Annotated in this window: 20 protein-coding genes; 3 read left to right on the top strand and 17 right to left on the bottom strand. The window is 67.0% G+C overall.

All coding sequences use genetic code 11. The features are described from left to right. Positions 1-65: 65 nt before the first annotated feature. Positions 66-479 (bottom strand): universal stress protein, encoded by a 414-nt coding sequence (locus ACR2MZ_RS11765; protein ID WP_338178077.1) that lies wholly within the window; start codon positions 477-479, stop codon positions 66-68. 282 nt (positions 480-761) lie between these two features. Between ACR2MZ_RS11765 and ACR2MZ_RS11760 the strand changes: the two genes are divergently transcribed. Then, positions 762-2,447, top strand: a complete 1,686-nt coding sequence (locus ACR2MZ_RS11760) for an APC family permease (RefSeq protein WP_434005223.1) — start codon at positions 762-764, stop codon at positions 2,445-2,447. 64 nt (positions 2,448-2,511) lie between these two features. On the opposite strand, the gene ACR2MZ_RS11755 is transcribed toward ACR2MZ_RS11760, so the two are convergent. Together ACR2MZ_RS11755 and ACR2MZ_RS11750 are read right to left on the bottom strand one after the other, a co-directional pair. Beyond that, positions 2,512-2,964, bottom strand: a complete 453-nt coding sequence (locus tag ACR2MZ_RS11755; RefSeq protein WP_434005222.1) for a DUF3147 family protein — start codon at positions 2,962-2,964, stop codon at positions 2,512-2,514. Then, a complete protein-coding gene (locus ACR2MZ_RS11750; RefSeq protein ID WP_434005221.1) occupies positions 2,961-3,308 on the bottom strand; it encodes a DUF3147 family protein in 348 nt (115 codons plus the stop codon). The genes ACR2MZ_RS11755 and ACR2MZ_RS11750 overlap by 4 nt, the downstream gene beginning before the upstream one ends. Before the next feature lie 116 nt (positions 3,309-3,424). Between ACR2MZ_RS11750 and ACR2MZ_RS11745 the strand changes: the two genes are divergently transcribed. Beyond that, on the top strand, positions 3,425-4,657 hold the full coding sequence (locus tag ACR2MZ_RS11745) for a glycosyltransferase family 4 protein (RefSeq protein WP_434005220.1): 1,233 nt from the start codon (positions 3,425-3,427) through the stop codon (positions 4,655-4,657). Positions 4,658-4,688: 31 nt separating this feature from the next. Here ACR2MZ_RS11745 and ACR2MZ_RS11740 read toward each other — a convergent pair whose 3' ends face one another. From ACR2MZ_RS11740 to ACR2MZ_RS11730, 3 genes are read right to left on the bottom strand one after another with little or no spacing between them, the layout of a single operon-like run. Next, the gene (locus ACR2MZ_RS11740) at positions 4,689-5,240 is read right to left on the bottom strand and encodes a hypothetical protein (protein WP_434005219.1); all 552 of its coding nucleotides are present in this window, start codon (positions 5,238-5,240) and stop codon (positions 4,689-4,691) included. Between the two features lie 21 nt (positions 5,241-5,261). Continuing rightward, positions 5,262-5,486, bottom strand: coding sequence for a glutaredoxin family protein (locus ACR2MZ_RS11735; protein WP_434005218.1), 225 nt, complete (start codon positions 5,484-5,486; stop codon positions 5,262-5,264). A gap of 47 nt (positions 5,487-5,533) precedes the next feature. Then, entirely contained in the window at positions 5,534-5,845 is a 312-nt protein-coding gene (locus tag ACR2MZ_RS11730) for a LysM peptidoglycan-binding domain-containing protein (protein WP_434005217.1), read from the bottom strand. A gap of 145 nt (positions 5,846-5,990) precedes the next feature. On the opposite strand from ACR2MZ_RS11730, the gene lexA reads away from it, so the two are divergent. Then, entirely contained in the window at positions 5,991-6,605 is a 615-nt protein-coding gene (gene lexA, locus ACR2MZ_RS11725; RefSeq protein WP_434005216.1) for a transcriptional repressor LexA, read from the top strand. A gap of 28 nt (positions 6,606-6,633) precedes the next feature. Here lexA and ACR2MZ_RS11720 read toward each other — a convergent pair whose 3' ends face one another. From ACR2MZ_RS11720 to ACR2MZ_RS11670, 11 genes are all read right to left on the bottom strand, one after another. Next, positions 6,634-7,386 (bottom strand): 2,3,4,5-tetrahydropyridine-2,6-dicarboxylate N-succinyltransferase, encoded by a 753-nt coding sequence (locus ACR2MZ_RS11720; protein ID WP_434005260.1) that lies wholly within the window; start codon positions 7,384-7,386, stop codon positions 6,634-6,636. Positions 7,387-7,464: 78 nt separating this feature from the next. Next, complete coding sequence (locus tag ACR2MZ_RS11715) at positions 7,465-8,613, bottom strand: pyridoxal phosphate-dependent aminotransferase (protein WP_434005215.1); 1,149 nt, start codon at positions 8,611-8,613, stop codon at positions 7,465-7,467. Further along, positions 8,604-9,665 (bottom strand): succinyl-diaminopimelate desuccinylase, encoded by a 1,062-nt coding sequence (gene dapE / locus ACR2MZ_RS11710; RefSeq protein WP_434005214.1) that lies wholly within the window; start codon positions 9,663-9,665, stop codon positions 8,604-8,606. Before dapE ends, ACR2MZ_RS11715 begins: the two co-directional genes overlap by 10 nt. Next, positions 9,662-10,936 (bottom strand): GTPase HflX, encoded by a 1,275-nt coding sequence (hflX, locus tag ACR2MZ_RS11705; RefSeq protein WP_434005213.1) that lies wholly within the window; start codon positions 10,934-10,936, stop codon positions 9,662-9,664. Before hflX ends, dapE begins: the two co-directional genes overlap by 4 nt. Beyond that, positions 10,933-11,832 carry a tRNA (adenosine(37)-N6)-dimethylallyltransferase MiaA gene (gene miaA / locus ACR2MZ_RS11700; RefSeq protein ID WP_434005212.1) on the bottom strand — a complete coding sequence of 300 codons (900 nt, stop codon included), beginning with the start codon at positions 11,830-11,832 and terminating at the stop codon, positions 10,933-10,935. Before miaA ends, hflX begins: the two co-directional genes overlap by 4 nt. Positions 11,833-11,926: 94 nt before the next feature. Further along, positions 11,927-13,582: a DNA mismatch repair endonuclease MutL gene (gene mutL, locus ACR2MZ_RS11695; RefSeq protein WP_434005211.1), complete on the bottom strand. Its 1,656-nt coding sequence runs from the start codon at positions 13,580-13,582 to the stop codon at positions 11,927-11,929. Next, on the bottom strand, positions 13,579-16,020 hold the full coding sequence (gene mutS / locus ACR2MZ_RS11690; RefSeq protein WP_434005210.1) for a DNA mismatch repair protein MutS: 2,442 nt from the start codon (positions 16,018-16,020) through the stop codon (positions 13,579-13,581). The genes mutL and mutS overlap by 4 nt, the downstream gene beginning before the upstream one ends. 31 nt (positions 16,021-16,051) lie before the next feature. Next, on the bottom strand, positions 16,052-17,353 hold the full coding sequence (locus ACR2MZ_RS11685) for a MiaB/RimO family radical SAM methylthiotransferase (protein ID WP_434005259.1): 1,302 nt from the start codon (positions 17,351-17,353) through the stop codon (positions 16,052-16,054). A gap of 45 nt (positions 17,354-17,398) precedes the next feature. After that, positions 17,399-17,659: a stage V sporulation protein S gene (locus tag ACR2MZ_RS11680; RefSeq protein WP_434005258.1), complete on the bottom strand. Its 261-nt coding sequence runs from the start codon at positions 17,657-17,659 to the stop codon at positions 17,399-17,401. Between the two features lie 38 nt (positions 17,660-17,697). Then, the gene (locus tag ACR2MZ_RS11675; RefSeq protein ID WP_434005209.1) at positions 17,698-18,492 is read right to left on the bottom strand and encodes a TIGR00282 family metallophosphoesterase; all 795 of its coding nucleotides are present in this window, start codon (positions 18,490-18,492) and stop codon (positions 17,698-17,700) included. 77 nt (positions 18,493-18,569) lie between these two features. Next, a partial coding sequence (locus ACR2MZ_RS11670; protein ID WP_434005208.1) for a dihydrofolate reductase family protein occupies positions 18,570-18,951 on the bottom strand: 382 nt, incomplete at its 5' end.

Below are 18,951 nucleotides of genomic sequence, written 5' to 3'. Positions count from 1 at the left end.
AGAAGTGCGTCGGCGGAGGGGCCGCGGCGTCTTCTCCTCCCCCACTCTCGGGCGGTCCTCTCCTCTCAGCGGGCGACGAGGACCGGTCGGGAGGCGTGTCGGACGACTCGCTCCGAGACGGAGCCCATCAGGAATCGCTGGGCTCGGGAGACGCCCCGATGGCCGATGACTATCAGGTCGAAGCCTCCCTCGTCCGCCATGTCCAGGATCTCTTCGGCGGGCCGCCCCGCTCGCATCACAGTCTGACCTGTCACGCCCGCTTCCCTGAGCAGCGCAGTGGCTTCGTCCAGCTGAGTCTGGCGGACTGAGGAGTCCCCGGCGGGATCCTCGGCGTCGCGGATCCGGGGCGAGAGCTCCAATGCAGTTGCGACGCCGATCACCGTGACTGAGCCGTCAGCATCTCCCGCGGCAATTCGCGAGGCCCATTCCACTGCCCGCCTGGATTCGACCGAGCCGTCATAACCTACCAAGATCTTCATGGCTGCATCCCCTTCGGTGCGCCAGTCGTTCGGACAGGCGCGGTATTCGCTGCGAACTTCAACTTTGCTTCGGCTCTCGCCCTCCATAAGCGCTGGGATGGGCGCTCGGTCGAGATGGATGACACGCTGCATCCCCTCGTGTACCATATTCGCACAGAGCAGGGGGCGGAAGGCGTCTTGGTCATTAGCCACAACAATGGCAGCGTGATCTTCCTGTCTTAGCCAGTGATTGTGGTGGCTGCGTAGCTGCAAGCTCGTGCAAGGTTTTTGGAGGGAGATCACATGACCGTCACCTCTCAGCCCAGCGAGGCTCGGCCCGAGACGCAGCGGCGGATGCGCCGCGAAATCGGTCCTATCGGCATTCTCTTCACCTCGGTCGGCATAGTCATCGGCTCCGGCTGGCTCTTCGGTGCGCTGAAGGGCGCCGAGATCGCGGGACCGGCCGCGCTTCTCTCCTGGCTGATCGGAGCGATTGCGATCCTGATTCTGGGCCTCAACTTGGCCGAGTTGGGCGGCATGTACGCGGTGGCCGGCGGCCTGGTTCGCTTCCCGCACTTTGCCTTCGGCAGCATGGTCGGCTTCGCCAGCGGCTGGTTTTTCTTCCTGGCCACCGTCACCGTGGCGCCGATCGAAACCGAGGCCGCCCTCACCTATGCGTCGAACTACATCCCCGGTCTGCTCCAGCCAGGCAGCAGCGGGAACCTGACGCTGCTCGGCCTGGGTGTGGCCGCGATAGTCATGTTCCTCTTCACGATCCTGAACGTGGCAGGCGTGCGCTGGATGTCGGAGGTCAATAAATACGCCGTCTGGTGGAAGATAGCCATCCCGCTGCTGACGGTGATAGTGCTCGTGGTGGTCTCCTTTCACCCCGGGAACTTCACAGCCGGAGGCGGTTTCATCCCCCTGGGAGTCCAAGGCATCTTCATAGCAGTGTCGACCGGCGGGATAGTTTTCGCCTATACAGGCTTTGAGGGCGCTGTGTCCTTCGGTGCCGAGAGCCGGAATCCCGGCCGCGACATCCCTCTAGCGGTGATCGGCTCAATGGCTATCGGTTTCATCATCTACATCGGGCTCCAGATTGCCTTCATCGCCGCTCTGCAGCCCTCCGCACTCAGCAAGGGGTGGTCGGCGCTGCAATTCAAGGGCAGCACTCTGGGGCCCTTCGCTGCACTCGCCGAAACGCTGGGATTGAGCTGGCTGGCGATTCTGCTTTACATCGACGCTGTGGTTTCGCCAGGCGGAACTGGTCTGCTGAGTCTGGCAGCCGCCGCCCGCACAATCTTCGCCCTGGCTCGAAACCGCTACATCCCAGACTTCTTCGCAGGGCTCACCACCCGCGGCGTCCCACTGACAGCGATAGTGCTTTCGTTTGTGCTGGGCCTCTTTGTCTTCCTGCCCTTCCCCGGCTGGGGAGGACTGGTCGGCTTCATCTCCTCGGCTGCCGTCATCACCTATGCACTGGTTCCTCTTTCGGTGGGAGCGCTGCGCCTGCAGGAACCAGACAGGCCCCGGCCGTTTCGCCTGCCGGCCGCGTCGGTGCTGGCGCCACTGGGCTTCATAGTTGCCAACGAGCTCATCCTGTTCGCGAGCTTCGCGGTGGTTTGGAAGCTCATAGTCGCGATCCTCATCGGATTCGCCCTGTTGGCGATCTCCCTGGCCACGACGCCTCGCGACCGGCGTCCATCGCTGGACTGGGACGGTGCCCGCTGGCTCTGGCCCTGGCTGATCGGGCTGCTCGTGATTTCCTTTCTCAGCTCGTTTGATTTGAAGAAGGCCGAAGTGCTCTTCGGCGTCAAGGTCCCCTTGGGCTGGTTGGGCTTCGGGGTCGATATGGCGGTGATGGCCATCTTCGCTGCCGTGATCTACTACCTGGCGATGAGGGTGCGCCTGGCTCCCGAGCGGGCGACGACGTACGTCCGAGAGCTGACGGCTGAGGAGGCGGAGCTGCCTGAGACGCCTGCTGCCTGATACCGGCGAACTGCTCAGCGACAACTGACTGGCGGCGGGGCTGATCAGGCCAGCCGGGTTCCCGTCAGCGCCGGTCCTGGTCGCGGCGGTCACGCATGATCTGGAGAATGCCCCGGACCAGCAGGAACAGTCCCAACGCCAGAGCAAGCCAGACGATCCAGCCAGCCGCCTCCGCCAGGGGAGCGCCGAGCCGCGGCATCAAGGTCTTGACAACGACTGCAAAGCCGATCATAGCCAGACCACCGAGGCTGGCACCCATGGCGTCGACCTCAGCCTTCCCCTCCCCCTCCTGGCGCTCCACCATTGTCAGCGCTGCGGGCAGGATGGCCGGAAAGGCCAGAAAGAGGCCGCCGAAACGCTGACCGACCAGGTCACCGGCGAGGCTGGCCACAATGGCGATGCCGGCCCCGAAGGCGAAGCGAAGCAGCAGCTGCTGCCAGGTCTGTTGCTTCAGCTTGGACCAGTTGACCGAAACCTTCTCGAAGCGCTCCTCAGCAATCTCCTGCCTGACGCTCATCGGGGCACCAGCAAATAGAGCAGGCCGGCAACGAGGCCCCAGACGGCCCAAGCACCGCCGCAGGCCCCCAGCGCCCCCAACCTCGGCAGAAGAACCGCAGCGGTCACGGTTGAGCCGACGAGGCCGACCGCACCCAGGATCATGCCCCCGGCTTCGGTTGCCGCTTTTGGCGGCTGGTTCAGGCCGCTCAGCAGCAGGCCAACTGTCGCGACGCTTGGTGCTCCCGCAAAAAGGCCGGCGAAGAACTTGGGCCGAAACATGGTGCTGAGTACGCTGATCACCACTACGAAGAGACCTGCCGCAACCGACTTGACAAGTACTTCGCTCCAGGGAATGCTGTGCATCTCAAACCCTTCTTTGATAGCAAGACTGTATGATTTGCTCCAGAACTTAGGGAGCATATTACCTGAGCTTAACCATGGACGACGCCTCCCAGCAACCGCCTGATTCGCTTTCGGGATTGCCCCTCAAGCCACGGCTGGCCCTGCTGCACTACAGCGCTCCCCCGGTAACCGGCGGCGTTGAATCAGTGCTTGGGGAGCAGGCAGGCCGCCTTGCTGCCGCCGGCTACGACGTCCGAATGATCGCTGGCCGGGGAGACGGCGAGCTACTCCCGGAGTTGGATACCGCTCATCCCAGGGTCCGGCGCCTCTTCCGGGAGCTCCTGGCCGGTCGGGGCTCGGAGACCGAGTTCCGCGAGTTGAGCTCAACCATCGCCGGCAGCCTCCAGCCGCTGCTGGCCGATCGGGACTGTGTGATAGTCCACAACGTGCTTTCGATGCCCTTCAACCTGCCGTTCACTGCCGCTCTCCTAGCCTCACGCCGGCGGCTTGTTGCGTGGGTCCACGACGTGGTGATCCGAGACGACGACGGCTCCCCGGTCGAGAGCGTCAACTATCCTTTCAGTCTCATCAACCAGCGGCAACCGGGCGTGAGTTATGTAGCGATCTCGGAGACCCGCCGGGAGGATCTGCGCCGGCTCTGGCGGGAGCCCGAAGCCAAGGCGGAGGTCGTCCCCAACGGCATTGATAGCCAGCGGTTTGCGGGGCTTTCGAGGAAGCTGATGGGGCTACTCTCCCCGATCCCGGTGGACCGGGCTTGGCCACTTATTCTCATCCCACAGCGCGTGACCGAGAACAAGCGCATCGAGCTGGCTCTGGCGGCCGCGGCGCAACTGCGTCAGCGCTTGCCGAGGCTGACGGTGCTGGTCACCGGGCCGAGTGACCCGCATTCCCACCAGGGCGAGTTGCTCTCGCAGCTACTCCGTCGCCGGCAGGAGCTGGGCCTGAACGGAACAGTTTATTTTCTTGCCGAGCAGGCAGTTGCCGGGCGAGCCCACCCGATCAACGCCGACGATATCGCGATGCTGTACCGCTTGAGCGACGTGGTCCTGCTGACAGGCAGAGCAGAAGGATTCGGCCTGCCTTTGCTCGAGGCGGCTCTGTCCCGGGTGCCCGTCGTCTGTGCAGCGCTTCCCGTCTTCCAAGAGATCAGCGGTGGCGAGATCTACCCCTTCCCGGTTTCCGGGGACCCCGCGTCAATCGCTGAGGCGCTGCTCAAAGCACTGGACACAGTGGTCGCCCGCGGCCGCCGCCATGCGCTCCAGCGTTACTCCTGGCCGGTTGTCATGGAGCAGCTGGAAGCTGTGATCGCCGGCGCAGTAGCCGCCCGAGGCGTCGCCGCCGCTCCTTAGCCGGCTCGCCGTTTGCCGCTTTTTCGGCCACTCAGCTGCCCGGCCGCCGCGGTTGGGCGTTGTGGCTGCCGTAGCGCCGCTCCATCTCCTCTATAAGCCGCCGGCTGGCCGACTCCAAGTCGGGCGGCTCGGCTCCCTCCGCCTCGGTTGAGCTGCTCATCCCGATCGGCCCTTGGCTCTCGCCCCGGTGAGGGTCAGCCTCCTCACCGAGAAAGGGCTGCCGGGGAGTCCCGGCCGGTGAGGCGGGGTCCGGGACCGAACTGGTGGCGATGCCGGTCGGTTGAACGCCGGCGCCAGAGTCTATGGGTGTGCCACCTGCCTCTTCGGGGCCGGCCGGTTGAGCAGTCCCGAGCGGAGACATGTGGCCGGCCGTCGTGGTGTTCACCACTGTGCTGCGCGCGGGCGCGGGCGCGGTCCTGGTGGCGGTCGGAGGGGCAGCCGTGGCGATCGCCTGCGGTTCGGGCGGGGAAGCCTGCGCCGCGGATTGCCGTCGGGCACCAACCCACCGAGAGCCCAGCCAGCCAGCCGGAATTCCAATCGCCAGCCCACCGAGCAGGCCCAGCAGCAGCCACGTCAAAGCCATGCCGTCCAGGATAGATCGGGCTCAGCCGCGCGCCAGAAGTGTGCGCAGCGAGGCTTCTGTCAGGCGTCCCTCCCCCACCACCCGACCATCGATGAGCAGCACCGGCACCCGGAAGTCATACAGCCTGAACAGCTCAGGGTCGGCGGCGACGTCGAGCTCTTCCAACGCGGTGCCAAGGGACCGCAGTGCGGCAGCAGCCTCGCCGCATAGGTGACAGTCCTTCCGACCGACCAGCTGTACTCGCATCGAGAAGAGCCTAAGGCAAGGGAGTTGGGCGTCCCTCGATGGCAGGCTCAGCTGGTGGGCAGCTTCAGCCGCTGACCTGGGTGCAGCTCAGGCCCGAAAAGAGAGTTGTCGCGCTCGATCTCATCCACCTTGACCCGGGTGTCGCTCTGGGGATAGTGCTCAGCGGCAATGCTCCAAACGGTGTCCCCCGGCTGGACGGTGACCGTCTCATAGGCGCCTGGCGCGCCGCCGAAGGCTGAGCGGGCCAAAACAAAGGTGAGCAGGCAGAGGAGCGCGAGACCGATGGCCAAGCGGTGAACCTGACTCGTGTGGCTCGGGCGTGGTCGCTTCAGTGCGTAGTCGCAAGCTGGCGCGTACATATGTTCGTCTCAGTATAGCGAACACCCGTTCGATGTCAAGCACGGGGCCTGCCGAACAAAGGTTTGCTTTCAGAGCCGAAAGCTGCTAGGATGGCTCCAGCCGGGAAGACCGGCGGCGCTAGATCAACTCAACGAGGTAGCCAGCGTGAACGAATCACCAGTCAGTGAGCGGCAGGAAAAGATCCTGACCTACATCAGGCAGGTAACCCGCGCTCGGAACTATCCCCCCAGCGTCCGGGAGATCGGCGAGGCCGTTGGCCTCTCCTCCAGCTCCACAGTGCACAACCACTTGAACCAGCTCGAGCGGCGCGGCCTCATCCGCCGCGATGCGAGCAAGTCGAGAACCGTGCAGCTCGTCGCGGAGGCCCCGCAAGAGGAGCAGCGGCGCAACGCCATAGCTCTGCCGATAGTGGGCAGCGTGGCTGCCGGCGTGCCCATCCTGGCCGAACAGAACATCGAAGACCATGTTCTGCTCTCGCCCGGGCTGGCCCAGGAGGGCTGGTTCGCCCTGCGCGTCAGGGGCGATTCCATGATCAACGCAGGCATCCTGCCCGAGGATCTGGTGATCGTGAAGCCGCAGAAGGATGCCCCTGACGGAACGATCATCGTGGCTCTGGTCGAGGACGAAGCCACGGTCAAGCGCTTGGATCGGTCGCGGGGTCGAGTTCGGCTGCTCGCCGAGAACGACGCTTACGCGCCCATCGAACCCGGCCACGTGGAGATGGTCGGAGCGGTCAAGGGGCTGGTCCGAACCTACTGAGCGGCAGCGGCGAGGGTTCTCCGGCAGTTCAGGTCGCGAGCCCGTGCTCGCGGAGCGCCTCGTTGAGGGACACCTTCTCGTCGGTCCTGGCGCTGCGCCAGCCGATGATCAGCCCGGTCGCCACCTGGTAGTCGCCAGCAGGAAACCGCTTGACCCGACTTCCAGGTATGACTATCGCGCGCGGTGGGACCTCGCCCCTGTGCTCGATGGGCTCACGGCCGGTGACGTCGACGATGGGCGTGGTCGCCGTCAGGACCACGTGCGCGCCCAGCACCGCGCCCTCTCGGACCAATACGCCTTCGGTGACTATCGAGCGAGAGCCTATGAAGCAGTTGTCCTCGACGATCACCGGCCTGGCTTGGAGTGGCTCCAGCACCCCACCGATGCCAACCCCCCCGGCGAGATGAACGCTGGCTCCGACCTGAGCGCACGAACCGACGGTGGCCCAGGTGTCGACCATGGTGCCGGTGCCGACATGGGCACCGATGTTGACGTAGCTGGGCATCAGAATCACGCCCTCCGCCAGATGGCTGCCGTAGCGGGCCACCGCCGGAGGCACCACGCGCACGCCAGCCTCCACCAAGCCGGCTTTCAGAGGGATCTTGTCGCGGTAGTGAAAGGGGCCCACGTCGATGGTCTCCATCTGGCGCAGCCGGAAGTAGAGCAGAATCGCCTTCTTCACCCACTCGTTGACCTGCCAGCCTCCGGCTGTGGGTTCCGCGCTGCGGACCCGGCCGCTGTCCAGCTCGGCAATCGTCAGCTCGACGGCTTCGGCGTCCATCTCCCCTGACTCGAAGGCGGAGTCGACCCGCTGCCGGAGGACCTCGGTAGGCAGTTTCTCCTCGCCCGACCCTGCCATTCAGAGCACCTCGGCTAGGATCTCGACAGCGCGCTGGCACTCAAGCATGGTGGGCACCAACGCCACGCGGAAGTAGCCCTCACCTGAGGCGCCGAAGAACGAACCGGGCGCCACCACCACACCCTGCTCCAAGAGACGCGCCGCCAACGCCTCGGACGTCTGCTCGCCGGGCACGCGGCACCAGAGGTAGAAGGTGGCCTCCTTGCCGACGACCTCCACCCCGTGGTCGCTGAAGAGCTCCAAGAACAGGTCCCGCTTGGCCGCGTAGGCGGCCCGCATGCGAGCGACATGTCCTTCTTGGGCCAGGGCTCGGATCGCGGCTCGCTGGATGAACTCGGGTACCGCCACGCCGGCCAGCGGCCGCCAGAGGTTGTAGCCCTGGACCAGCTCCGACGGGGCGGCCAGCCAGCCGCTGCGATAGCCAGTCATCGATGAGCGCTTGCTTTGAGTATTGAACACGCAGACGCGGGAGCGGTCCTGCGTCTGGAGCGCCGAAACAGGCGGGGCGCCGAAGTAGATCTCGCTGTAGGCCTCGTCCGACGCGATCAGGAAGTCGTGCTCGGCCGCCAGCCGTGTGAGGTCCTGATAGAAATCGAGCGGCGCCAGAGCAGCTGTTGGGTTGTTCGGATAGTTGACCCACACGATGCCAACCCTTTCCCACTCGGCATCAGGCAGCTCGCTGAGATCGGGCAGGAAGCGGTTCTCCTCCCGCAGAGGCAGCTTCAGCACCCGGGCTCCGGCCAGCAGGGCCGCCCGTTCGTAGATCGGATAGCAGGGCTCACAGATGACCACCGTGTCCTTGCCGCTGCTCCTGTCCAGCGCGATGAAGGGCAGGCTGAACACCGCCTCCTTGCTGCCCAGGGTGGGCATGATCTCGCGGCTGGGCTCCAGCTGGACGCCGTAGCGGCGAGCCAGCCAGGCCGCTATCGCCTCCTTCAGCTCGGGCAGCCCTGTCGCCTTGGGATACGTCGAACGTTCTTCGACGGCGTCGATCAGGGCCTGGCGAATGGCCACATCCGTGGGTTCGTGCGGGTCGCCGACGCTGAAGTCAATCAAGTCCAGGCCGCGGTCCAGTGCCCGCTGCCGAGCGTGGTCCAGCGCCAGGAAGGGATAGGGCCGCATGCCTGTGAGGACTGGGTTCAGCCGCATATGTACTCGCGGAGGATCGAGAGGCTGGTGCCGAGCGCCTCGATGCTAACCCTCTCATCCCGCCGGTGCGCGAAGTCCGGGTCGCCGGGGCCGAAGTTGATGGCATCCACGCCCTGGGCGGCGAACTCCGCTACGGGCGTCCAGGCCTGCTTGGGTTCTAGGGCGAGACCGCGGGTGTCGCGCAGGCGCTGGAGCAAAGGATTGGCCAGGTTGACAGGTGCGCCGGGCGCGTTGCTGCTTATAGTCAGCTCTCCGGCGGGGCCGACCAGCTCGCGCAGCCGTGCCTCGGCTTCAGCCGGAGTCCGGTCGCCCGCAAAGCGGAAATTCAAGCCCGCGACGCAGCTGTCCGGCACCACGTTGCCGGCCACGCCGCCGCGGATCTCCGTCACGCTGACGACCTCGCGGAATTCGAGACCGTCCAGAACGACTTCATGCGGTTCGAGCTCGGCCAGCCTCCGTAGCCCCCGCACGGCCTCATGGATGGCATTGCGGCCGAGCCAGGGCCGGGCTGAATGCGCGGCCACTCCGGCGAAGGTCAGCTCAGCCATTATGTTGCCCAGGCAGCCCGCCTGGAGCTGATTCGCAGTCGGTTCCATGACCAGAGCCAGCTGGGCGGCGAGAATTGCCGGGCAGCTGCGAAAGAGACCTGACAGCACGCTCTCCGCCAGCGCCACCTCTTCGCGGCCGAAGATCACGAAGAGCGGGTTGAGCCGGCGCTCAGTGCCCGCGGCCAGCTCGGCCGCCAGCGCCAGCATCACTGCGAGGGCGCCCTTCATATCAGCCGCGCCCAGTCCAAGAACCTCGCCGGCCTCAATCCTGCCCGGAAGGTTGCCCTGCTCCGGCACTGTGTCCGAATGGCCGGCCAGCACCACGTCTGGCCGGCCGCCGAGGCCGAAGACTATGGCGTCTGCCTGTCTGTGCACCACTTGGAGACCGTCCTTGGCGGCGACCTGCTGCGCTATCCACCCGGTCACCTCCTGCTCCTCACGGCTGACCGAGGGAATGTTGATCAGCGAGAGCAGAAGTTCAGCGAGCTGCCTGGGCGGCGTCAAACCAGCAGGTAGCTCTGGAAGCGATGAAGCGCAGCGCGCGGCGCGCGGCCCAGCGCACGGGTCCCAGTCGGCGTGTACTCGGTTCGCTCCACGCCGCCGACGGCGCGGAGCTCGCGCAGCACGCTCTCGCTGCCGTAGGGCACCAGCAGCTGGAGAGGGACCATGTCGCCCTCGGCCAGCGTGTGGAGAGCAGCGCCCAGCTGCTGGAGCCCGCGCTGCTGGAGCGCCGAGATCGGCACCACGTTCGCGTAGCGATCGCTGAACCACTGCCTGACCCGGCGCAGGCCGGCTGGGCCCAGCAGATCGACCTTGTTCAGAGCCACCACCCGCGGCTTGGCCGCCGCGCCGAGCTCGACCAGAACTTCGTCGACAGCCTCTGCCTGCTGCTGGGCGGCCGGGCTCGATCCGTCCACCACCTGCAGCACTGCGTCGGCGTAGGTCACCTCCTCCAAAGTGGCGCGGAAAGCGGCAACCAGATCGGTGGGCAGCTTCTGGATAAAGCCGACGGTGTCAGTGACCAACACCTCGCGCCCGCCCGGCAGCGCCAAGCGCCGGGTGGTCGGGTCGAGTGTCGCGAAGAGCTGGTTTTCCGCCCGCACCTTGGCACCTGTGAGGGCGTTGAGCAGGGTCGACTTGCCGGAGTTCGTGTAGCCCACTATCGCTATCGTGTCGATTTCAGAACGGTGCCGGCTGGCGCGCTGCTGCTGCCGCTGACCACGCACTTGCTCCAGCTCGCTGTCCAGGTCCTTGAGCCGCTTGCGAATGCGCCGGCGCTCGACCTCGATCTGCTGCTCACCGGGACCGCCGCGAGTGCCGATGCCGCCTCCCTGGCGGTGGTAGTCCCAGGCGCCGATCAGGCGCGGCAGCAGGTGATGAAGCTGTGCCGACTCCACCTGCAGGCGTCCCTCGCGGGTGCGGGCGTGCTGAGCGAAGATGTCGAGGATGAGCTCGGTTCTGTCGACAACGCGAGTCTCCAGCTCCCGCTCCAGGTTGCGCTGCTGGCGCGGGCTCAGGTCCTCGTTGCAGATGACCAGGTCGTAGCCCAACTCGGCTCTGCGCTCCTTGATCTCAGCCACCTTGCCGCTGCCGACAAAGAGCGCCGGTTCCACCTGCTGCCGCCTCTGCACGTCAGTCGCGATGACTTCGCCGCCAGCTGTGCGGGTGAGCTCCTCCAGCTCCAGCATCTGCTCCTGGGTTCGTTCCAGCCGCTCGCCGGGCAGGACGACCCCGAGCAGGTAGGCCCGTTCCGGGCCGGCTTGAGTCTCGATCAAATCAGCGTTTCTCTTAAGTAGGCCAGAATACCTGGCACAGGGTCGGACTCGGCCAGGAACCAGCGGATGCGGGTATCCCTGCGCAGCCAGCGCAGCTGGCGGCGAGCGTAGCGCCGGTTGGCCAGGTTCATTGCCGGCTCCAATTCGGCCTCAGGCAGCTCGCCCTGTAGGTGCGCGACCGCCTGGGCGTAACCGATGCCGGTCAGTACTGGCGCCTGCGGTGGCACCCCCGCCTCCAGCGCCGCCCGCGTCTCCTCGACCAAGCCGCGCCTCAGCTGCCGGCGCGAGCGCTCTGCGAGCCGGGCATCGATGGTCGCCAAGGACGCTGTGAGGCCGAGGCGGAGCGGGCGCCAGACCGGTGGCGTGCGGGTCCGGGTGCGGGCCAGCGGCGGCCCCACCGCTTCGAGGACCTCGATCGCTCGGATGAGACGGACGGGATTGCGGCGGTCGACAGTCGCCTCCGGGTCAAGGCGGCGCAGCAACGCGTCCAGCTTCTCGAGCGGCATCCCCTCCAGCCGGCGGCGGAGCGCCGGATCGGGTGGCACGCCCGAGAGCGAAAAGCCGTCCGTCAGCGCGTCGGCCCAGAGCATGCTGCCGCCCTCGACAATGGGCACCCGACCGCGGCCGGCCACCTCCGCGATCCTGGCTCCGGCCAGCTCCACGAAGTCCTTGACCGAAAAGACCTCGCGCGGATCAGCCACCCCGACGAGATGGTGGGGCACGCGGCGCAGGTTGTCGGGGCTCGGCTTGTTGGTGGCGATGTCCAGCCGGTCGTACACCTGGCGCGAGTCGCAGACGACGATCTCAGCCCCCAGCTCGCGCGCGATCCTGAAGGCTGCCTCGCTCTTGCCTACGCCTGTGGGGCCGAGCAGCACGGGGACTGTCAGCTGGCTCAAGGGCTGGGAACGGTGAGCTGCGCCTAGCACGGGGCTACGACAGCCGGGGTGGCGTTGATCGACAGGTCACAACTCCACTGGCTCGTCGGTCGCCTCAGTAATTGCGCCGGAAGTGCCGCTTCAGCTGCGACCAGTCGAGCAGGAGCCGCGTCGGGCGCCCGTGCGGGCAGGTGATCGACTCTTCGGCTTGCTCCAGCTCTTCCAGGAGCCGGCGCTGCTCGACAGGCTCCAGGCGGTCGCCAAAGCGAACGGCGGAGTGGCAGGCGAGCGAGGCTGCCGCATTCGCCAGGGCAGCCTGAGGCAGCGAATGAGCCAGTGTTTGGAGGAGTTCTGAAAGCGCCTCGCGGGCCCGCGCCGCGGGAGTCGCCAGGGGCGCGGCCCGCAGCTTCACCGTCTGGGGCCCGAACTCCTCCAGTTCGAAGCCGAGCGCGGCCAGCCAATCGCGATGGTCGCTGGCTGCCGCCGTCTGGGCGGGCTCCAGCTCCACGGTTTCCGGCAGCAGCAGGGCCTGACTGGCCCCGGCGCCGGCCCGAAGCTGGGCCAGGAAGCGGTTGTAGAGCACCCGCTCATGCGCGGCATGCTGATCCACCAGCACTATCCCTTCCCCACTCTCGGCCACCAGGTAGGCGTCCTGCACCTGGCCCAGCGGCCGGAGCGGACCCTCGGCCCCCGGCGCGGCCGGGAAGGCCTCCGCCACGACTGATTCGAGACCGGCAAAGGCGGGTGCGCTGTGCACCTGCGGCGTCCGCCACGCAGAGCCTGCACTCGAGAGCGCCTCAGCCATCCGGTAAGGCTGGCTGCCGTTGAGCGCAGCTCTGATCGCTCGCTGCAGCCGGCCGAAGACGACGCGCTCGTCTCGAAAGCGCACCTCGCGTTTGGCCGGATGGACGTTGACGTCGAGCTCGCCGGGCGGCACTGTCAGCTCCAACACGGCGATCGGGTAGCGGCCGCGCTCCAGCTGGCCCAGGTAGCACTCCTCCACCGCGTAGCCGAGAGCCCGGGAGGCTATCGGCCGCCGGTTCACGGCCAGCAGGAGGCTGTCACGGCTGCCCCTGTGCAGCCGTGGCTGCGAGGTCAGGCCGCGGATACCTTCTCCTTCCACGGGCAGCAGCTCCGCCGCCACTGCGGTGCCCAGCACGGCAGCGGCGGCGGCCGTCGCGTCACCGCGGCCAAGGGTCCTCAAGCCCACGCGGCCTTCGTTGGTGTACTCAAAGCGCACCTCCGGGTAGAGCAGCGAATACGCCTGCACCACCTTCAGACAGGCTGCCAATTCGGTCGCGTCGCTCTTCAGGAATCGCAGCCGGGCCGGCGTGTTGGCGAAGAGGTCGCGGACTTCGAGAACGGTTCCCGGCACTGGCACCGCTGCCGCACTCTCCACCACTTCGCCGGCCAGCAGCCGGATACGCCGGCCTCGGCTGCGGCACTCTACATCGGCAACGGCGGCCAGGCTGGCCAGCGCCTCGCCGCGGAAGCCCAGGCTGGAGATGGCCTCCAGGTCAGCCAGGCTTCTCACCTTGCTTGTGGCGTGCCGCTGGAAGGCAAGCTCCAACTCTTCGGCGGGGATTCCGGCCCCGTCATCCACCACCCGGATCAGCGTGCGGCCGGCACCTCGCACCTCGATGCCGAGCCGGCCCGACCCGGCATCGAGCGCGTTCTCGATCAGCTCCTTCAGGGCTGACGCCGGGCGCTCCACCACCTCACCGGCTGCGATGGCGTCGGCGACCTGCTGGGGCAGGCGGCGGATGGTCATGTCAGGCCGCGCAGCTCGTACAGCTTGCGCAGAGCCTCCAAGGGGCTGAGCTGATCCAGCTCGATCGCCGCCAGCTCCCGGCGCAGCTCGGCCTCCCCCGGCTGCAGGTCAAGCCCCAGCTGCTGGGCGGCGGGCTCCAGTGGTCGGTGGCTCTCCAGCTCAGCCAGGATCTGCCGGGCCCTGGCGATCAGGTGTGACGGCAGGCCTGCCAGCGCCGCTACATGAATGCCGTACGAACGGTCGGCGCCGCCGGGGACCACCTTATGCAGGAAGCTGACCTGGTTCCCTTCTTCCGCAACCTCCACCCGCTCGTTGCGCACTCTCGGCAGCCGCTCGGCCAGCGTTGTGAGCTCGTGATAGTGGGTCGCGAAGAGAGTCCGGCAGCTGAGCCGGGGGTTGTCATGCAGGTACTCGACCACAGCCTGGGCGATGGAGAGCCCATCGTAGGTGGAGGTGCCCCTCCCCACCTCGTCCAGCACCACGAGGGATGCGGGCGTGGCGTGGTTCAGGATATTCGCCGTTTCGGTCATCTCGACCATGAAGGTCGACATGCCGCCCGCCAGGTCGTCGTGTGCGCCGACCCTGGTGAAGATGCGATCGACCAGGCCGATTCGGGCCGAGCGAGCCGGGACGAAGCTGCCGCACTGGGCCAGCAGGACGATCAGCGCCACCTGGCGCAGGTAGGTTGACTTGCCTGCCATATTGGGGCCTGTCAGCACCACCATGTTGCCTCTCTCCGGCTCCAGTTGGGTGTCATTGGCGACAAAGTTGCCGGTGCCCACGGAGCGCTCGACCAGCGGGTGCCGCCCTCCGCTGATGTTCAGCTCCCGGCCGCTGGAGATCAGCGGTCGCACCCACTCACAGTCGGCGGCGGTCGCCGCGAGGCTGGCCAGAGCATCGAGTTGGCCGATCGCTGCAGCGGTGCTCAGCAGCTCCCTGCCTACAGCGGCGACTCTCCGGCCGAGTTCGGCGAGAATCTCCTGCTCCCGGGCCGCGCGATCCTGGTCGGCGTTCAGCACCACTGCTTCGCGCTCCTTCAGCTCGGGCGTTATGTAGCGCTCGCCGCCGGTCAGGGTCTGCTTGCGGATGTAATGCTCGGGCACGCCCGCGGCCTGGCTGTGGCTGACCTCCAGGTAATAGCCGAAGACACGGTTGTAGCCGACCTTGAGCGACTTGATGCCAGTGCGCTCGCGCTCGGCCGCTTCGAGACCGGCGAGCCACTCCCGCGCCGAGGCCGAGGCCGAGGCGATGGCGTCCAGCTGGGCGTCGTAGCCGGGCCGGATGGCGCCCGCCGCGCTCACCTGAGCCGGTGGGTCGTCGACCAGCGCGCGGCTCAGCAAGGCCACGAGCTCCGGCTGTTCAGTCAGGTCCGCGGCCAGCTGGCGGAGCAGAAGCGCGCTGCCGGCCCCTGCGCAAACCTTCGCCGCCGGCAGGGTCGCCAAGGCGCGGCAGAGCTGCGCGAGCTCGCGCGGCGTGGCCAGCCCGCTCGCCGCCCGACTCGCCAGCCGCTCCAGGTCGCCCAACCCACGCAGGGCGGCTGCCAGCTCCAGGCGTTCGGCATCGGTCAGCTCGGCCACTGCGCTCAGCCGAAGCTCGATCGCCTCGGGGTCGCGCAGCGGCGACCAGAGCCAGCGGCGCAGGCACCGGGCGCCGACAGGGGTGACGCAGCGGCAGCAGAGCTCGAACAGCGCACCCACCTCTAGGTTGCGCAGGGTGGCCGCGTCCAGCTGCATGCTGGACTCGATCGAGCGCGTGCTGATGCGCAGGCTGCGCGGATCGAGGGGCACCCGGTTGTGCTCCAGATACTCCAGCACGACGCCTGCCGCGCCCACTGCCAGCGGGGCGCCCTCGGCCCCGATCGAGGCCAGGAAGTGGATGCCCAACAGCGTCCGCAGTCGGTGGCGGCCGCGCGCCGGATCGAATCGATAGCGCTCCACGTCCGGTGGGCTGAGCAGCTCGGCCGCCTGAAGCCGGTCCAGCTCAGCTGTCAGACCTGTGGTGGGCAGCTGGCAGAGCTGCATTTCCCCAGTCGACACGTCGCAGGCGGCCAGGCCTGACTCATCGCCGCTGCTCCAGGCGGCGACCAGCCAGTTCGACTTTGAGGGATCGAGGTAGACGTCGTCCAGCACCGTGCCGGGCGTAAGAACGCGCGTCACCTCGCGCGCCACCAGCTTGCCGCTCATCGGTGGCTCAGTCTGGTCGCAGATCGCCACCTTCCTACCTGCTTTGAGAAGCCGGCCCACGTAGCTCTGCCAGGCGTGATGCGGCACGCCGCACATGGGCAGGCGGCCGTCTTTGGCCGGGCGCGACGTCAGCGTGATGCCCAGCAGCGGCGCCGCCTCCTTGGCGTCATCGAAGAAGATCTCGTAGAAGTCACCCATGCGGAAGAGCAAGATGGCGTCGGGGTGGGCCGCTTTGGCCGACCAGTACTGACGCATGGCCGGCGTTTCACCGCCTGGCCGGTTCAGGTCAGCAGGCCCGTGGGCCGGCCAGATGACCGGGCGTAGCTTCGGTGACGCTGACGGTGACCAGTTCCCCAGGCTGTACCCGGGAGCGCAGAACCGTCACGCGCTTGCCCTGGCGGTTGCGCCCGTAGGGCCGGCCAAGCTGGTCAGAGCCCTCGATCAGAACCTCGGCTGTGCGACCTAGCCAACGCGCACTGCGGCGGGCAGCGATCTCTCGCTGAAGCTGCAGCAGGTCGTTGATCCGGCGCCGCTTCTCCTCGGCAGGCACGTCGTCGAGCCACTTCTCGCCGGCGTGGGTGCCGGGTCGGGGCGAGTACTGGGCAAGGTGAACGACGTCGAACTCGACTTCCTGTAGGAGCCGCCGCGTGTTGAGAAACGCCTCCTCGCTTTCGCCTGGAAAGCCGACGATGACGTCTGTATAGAGACCCAAGTCGGGCATCAGGCCACGCGCCTCGTTCACGATCGCGAGATAATGCCGCATCTGGTAGCCACGCGCCATCCGGCGCAGGATCAAGTCGTCACCTGACTGCACAGGCAGCTGAAGCTCGTGGGCGACCTTCGGGTTGGCGGCCATCACACGCAGCAGCTCGGGCTCCAGGTCCTGCGGATGCGAGGTCATGAAACGCACGCGCAGCAGTGCCTCGATCTCGCTCACCGCGCTGACCAGTGCCGCCAGCCCGGCGCCGGTCGCCGGGTCGTGATAGTCGTCGACGTTCTGGCCCAGCAGGATGACCTCTCGAGCGCCCTCCTGCACGGCCTGGCGGCATTCCTTCACCACCTGGGCCATCGGTCGGTGCACCTCACGGCCGCGCACCTTGGGCACTATGCAGAACGTGCAGTTGTGATCGCAGCCCTGGATCACATTGATGTAGTGGCTGACCAGGGTGCGTCCCGCCGCCGGCAGCGGCTCGCCCTGCGCCCAGTCGTAACGCGCCTCCAGATCGCGCAGGAAAGGATCGTAATCGCCGATCGGCACCACCGCATCCAGGTGCGGAAAGCGCGATAGGAGGGTGTTTCCTTCCTTCCCCACCAGGCAGCCCGTGAGAGCGATGGTGCGCTCGGGGCTCTTCCAGCTGCGGAGCTCGTGGAGCTTCGAGTACACCTTCTCCTCGCTCGCCTGACGCACCACGCAGGTGTTGAGCACGGCTATGTCGGCCCGCTCCAGGTCGGGGGCTTCACTGTAGCCTGCCGCCAGCAGACGGCGCGCGAGACTCTCGGAATCCGCCAGGTTCATCTGGCAGCCGATGGTCCAGACGTGGAAGCTGCGGGCGCCGGCATTGGCCGGCCCGGCCGCCTGCCGGGACAGATCTCGCGGCTCGCCGATAACGGGCAGGGGGATCTGGGCCGTGGGCTAACGCACCTCCACCAAGAGGCGGATACCGGTTCGCTCCTCGCCGTCGATCGAGATGTCGATGAAGGAGGGGATGCAGACTATCTCGATTCCACCGGGGGCCACGTACCCGCGCGAGATGGCTATGGCCTTGACCGCCTGGTTGATGGCCCCGGCGCCGATGGCCTGGACCTCAACCTTGCCCTGGCTGCGGATTACGCCCGCTATCGCGCCGGCGACGGCGACCGGCTTGGAGCCGGCCGAGACTTTGAGCACCTCGATCTCTGCCCGGCCCTGACCTGTCATTGCTGCAACGCTCCCTAACAAAGGTGTTCTCGATCGATTCGCTGGATGGACACGGCGCGGCCCGTGAGCCTGCTAATGGTAACCAGTACTGAATTGAAAGTCACAACTCCATCCGCCGCCTCGAACCGGTGCGGCAGGCCGGTGAGGAAGCGGCGGAGAGCGGATTCCTTGTCGGCTCCGATCACTGAGTCGCGGGGTCCGACCATGCCGACGTCAGTCACGTAGGCGGTGCCGCCGGGCAGAACGCGATGGTCAGCGGTCGGCACATGAGTGTGAGTGCCGACGACAGCGCTCACCCGGCCGTCCAGGTGCCAGCCGAAAGCCTGCTTCTCCGAGGTTGCCTCGGCGTGGAAGTCGCAGAAGATGGCATCCACGTCGGGATGGGCTGCCAAGATCTCGTCAGCGGCGCGGAAGGGATCGTCCAGTGGCGGCATGAAGATCCGGCCCTGCAGGTTCATGACCAGCACCTTCAGGCCGGCTGCCTCGATCACCAGGCAGCCGATCCCCGGCGCCCCGGGTGGATAGTTGTAGGGCCGCAGCAGGTTGGGCTCGTCCTCTATTTCGGCCAAGAAAGTCTTCTGATCCCAGACGTGATTGCCTGTCGTGAGCACATCGGCGCCGGCCTGGCGGAGTTCTTGGGCGAGTTTGCCAGTGAGGCCGTGGCCAGCCGCAGCGTTCTCGCCGTTGACCACTGTCAGGTCCGGCTTGAATTCGGCCTTCACCTGTGGCAGCAGATCGGCCAGTGTCTCGCGGCCGGCACGGCCGTAGACGTCGGCCACAAAGAGCAGCCGGAAATGGGCTTCGGGCACGACTGTCCAGTATCACTCCGCAACCGCCGCCACTACTGACGGGTCCGGCGAGGCGCTGATGACTCGGGACGGCGGTGTCAGTCCGACTCATCGCGGGCGCGCCTGTAGCGCTCGTAGATCACGCGCGAGCCGAACGTCCTGGTCTCGACCAGGTCTAGCCGAACGTCGTCGGTGACCGGCGGCAGGAAGGGCGTGCCGCCACCGACGACGACCGGATTGCGGAACATGCGCAGCTCGTCGACGAGGCCAAGCTCGATCGCTGCCGCGGCCAGGCCGGCGCCGCCGATCGAGACGTCCTTGTCGGTCGCGTCGAGCGCCGCAGCGGCCTCCTCGGCCACCGACGCCTCGGCGAGCCGGGCGTTGCCCTGAACGCTGTCGAGCGTGCGGCTGAAGACGACCTTCGGGATAGCGCACCAGACGTCGGCGAACGCGGCCCCGAGCTCGTTGTCGCGCATCGAC

Source organism: Candidatus Dormiibacter sp., from assembly GCF_050999135.1.
Taxonomy (GTDB): Bacteria; Chloroflexota; Dormibacteria; order Dormibacterales; family Dormibacteraceae; genus Dormiibacter; species Dormiibacter spiritus.
This window is presented reverse-complemented; position numbering and strand designations above follow the sequence as displayed.

Coding starts and splice junctions, on each gene's coding strand:
- mutS (WP_434005210.1), bottom strand. CDS start 16,020: ATGCGTCAGTACTGGTCGGCCAAAGCGGCCCACCCCGACGCCATCTTG.
- ACR2MZ_RS11730 (WP_434005217.1), bottom strand. CDS start 5,845: ATGTACGCGCCAGCTTGCGACTACGCACTGAAGCGACCACGCCCGAGC.
- ACR2MZ_RS11755 (WP_434005222.1), bottom strand. CDS start 2,964: ATGAGCGTCAGGCAGGAGATTGCTGAGGAGCGCTTCGAGAAGGTTTCG.
- ACR2MZ_RS11750 (WP_434005221.1), bottom strand. CDS start 3,308: ATGCACAGCATTCCCTGGAGCGAAGTACTTGTCAAGTCGGTTGCGGCA.
- ACR2MZ_RS11715 (WP_434005215.1), bottom strand. CDS start 8,613: ATGCGGCTGAACCCAGTCCTCACAGGCATGCGGCCCTATCCCTTCCTG.
- ACR2MZ_RS11720 (WP_434005260.1), bottom strand. CDS start 7,386: ATGGACGCCGAAGCCGTCGAGCTGACGATTGCCGAGCTGGACAGCGGC.
- ACR2MZ_RS11765 (WP_338178077.1), bottom strand. CDS start 479: ATGAAGATCTTGGTAGGTTATGACGGCTCGGTCGAATCCAGGCGGGCA.
- mutL (WP_434005211.1), bottom strand. CDS start 13,582: ATGACCATCCGCCGCCTGCCCCAGCAGGTCGCCGACGCCATCGCAGCC.
- ACR2MZ_RS11760 (WP_434005223.1), top strand. CDS start 762: ATGACCGTCACCTCTCAGCCCAGCGAGGCTCGGCCCGAGACGCAGCGG.
- ACR2MZ_RS11740 (WP_434005219.1), bottom strand. CDS start 5,240: ATGGCTTTGACGTGGCTGCTGCTGGGCCTGCTCGGTGGGCTGGCGATT.
- ACR2MZ_RS11735 (WP_434005218.1), bottom strand. CDS start 5,486: ATGCGAGTACAGCTGGTCGGTCGGAAGGACTGTCACCTATGCGGCGAG.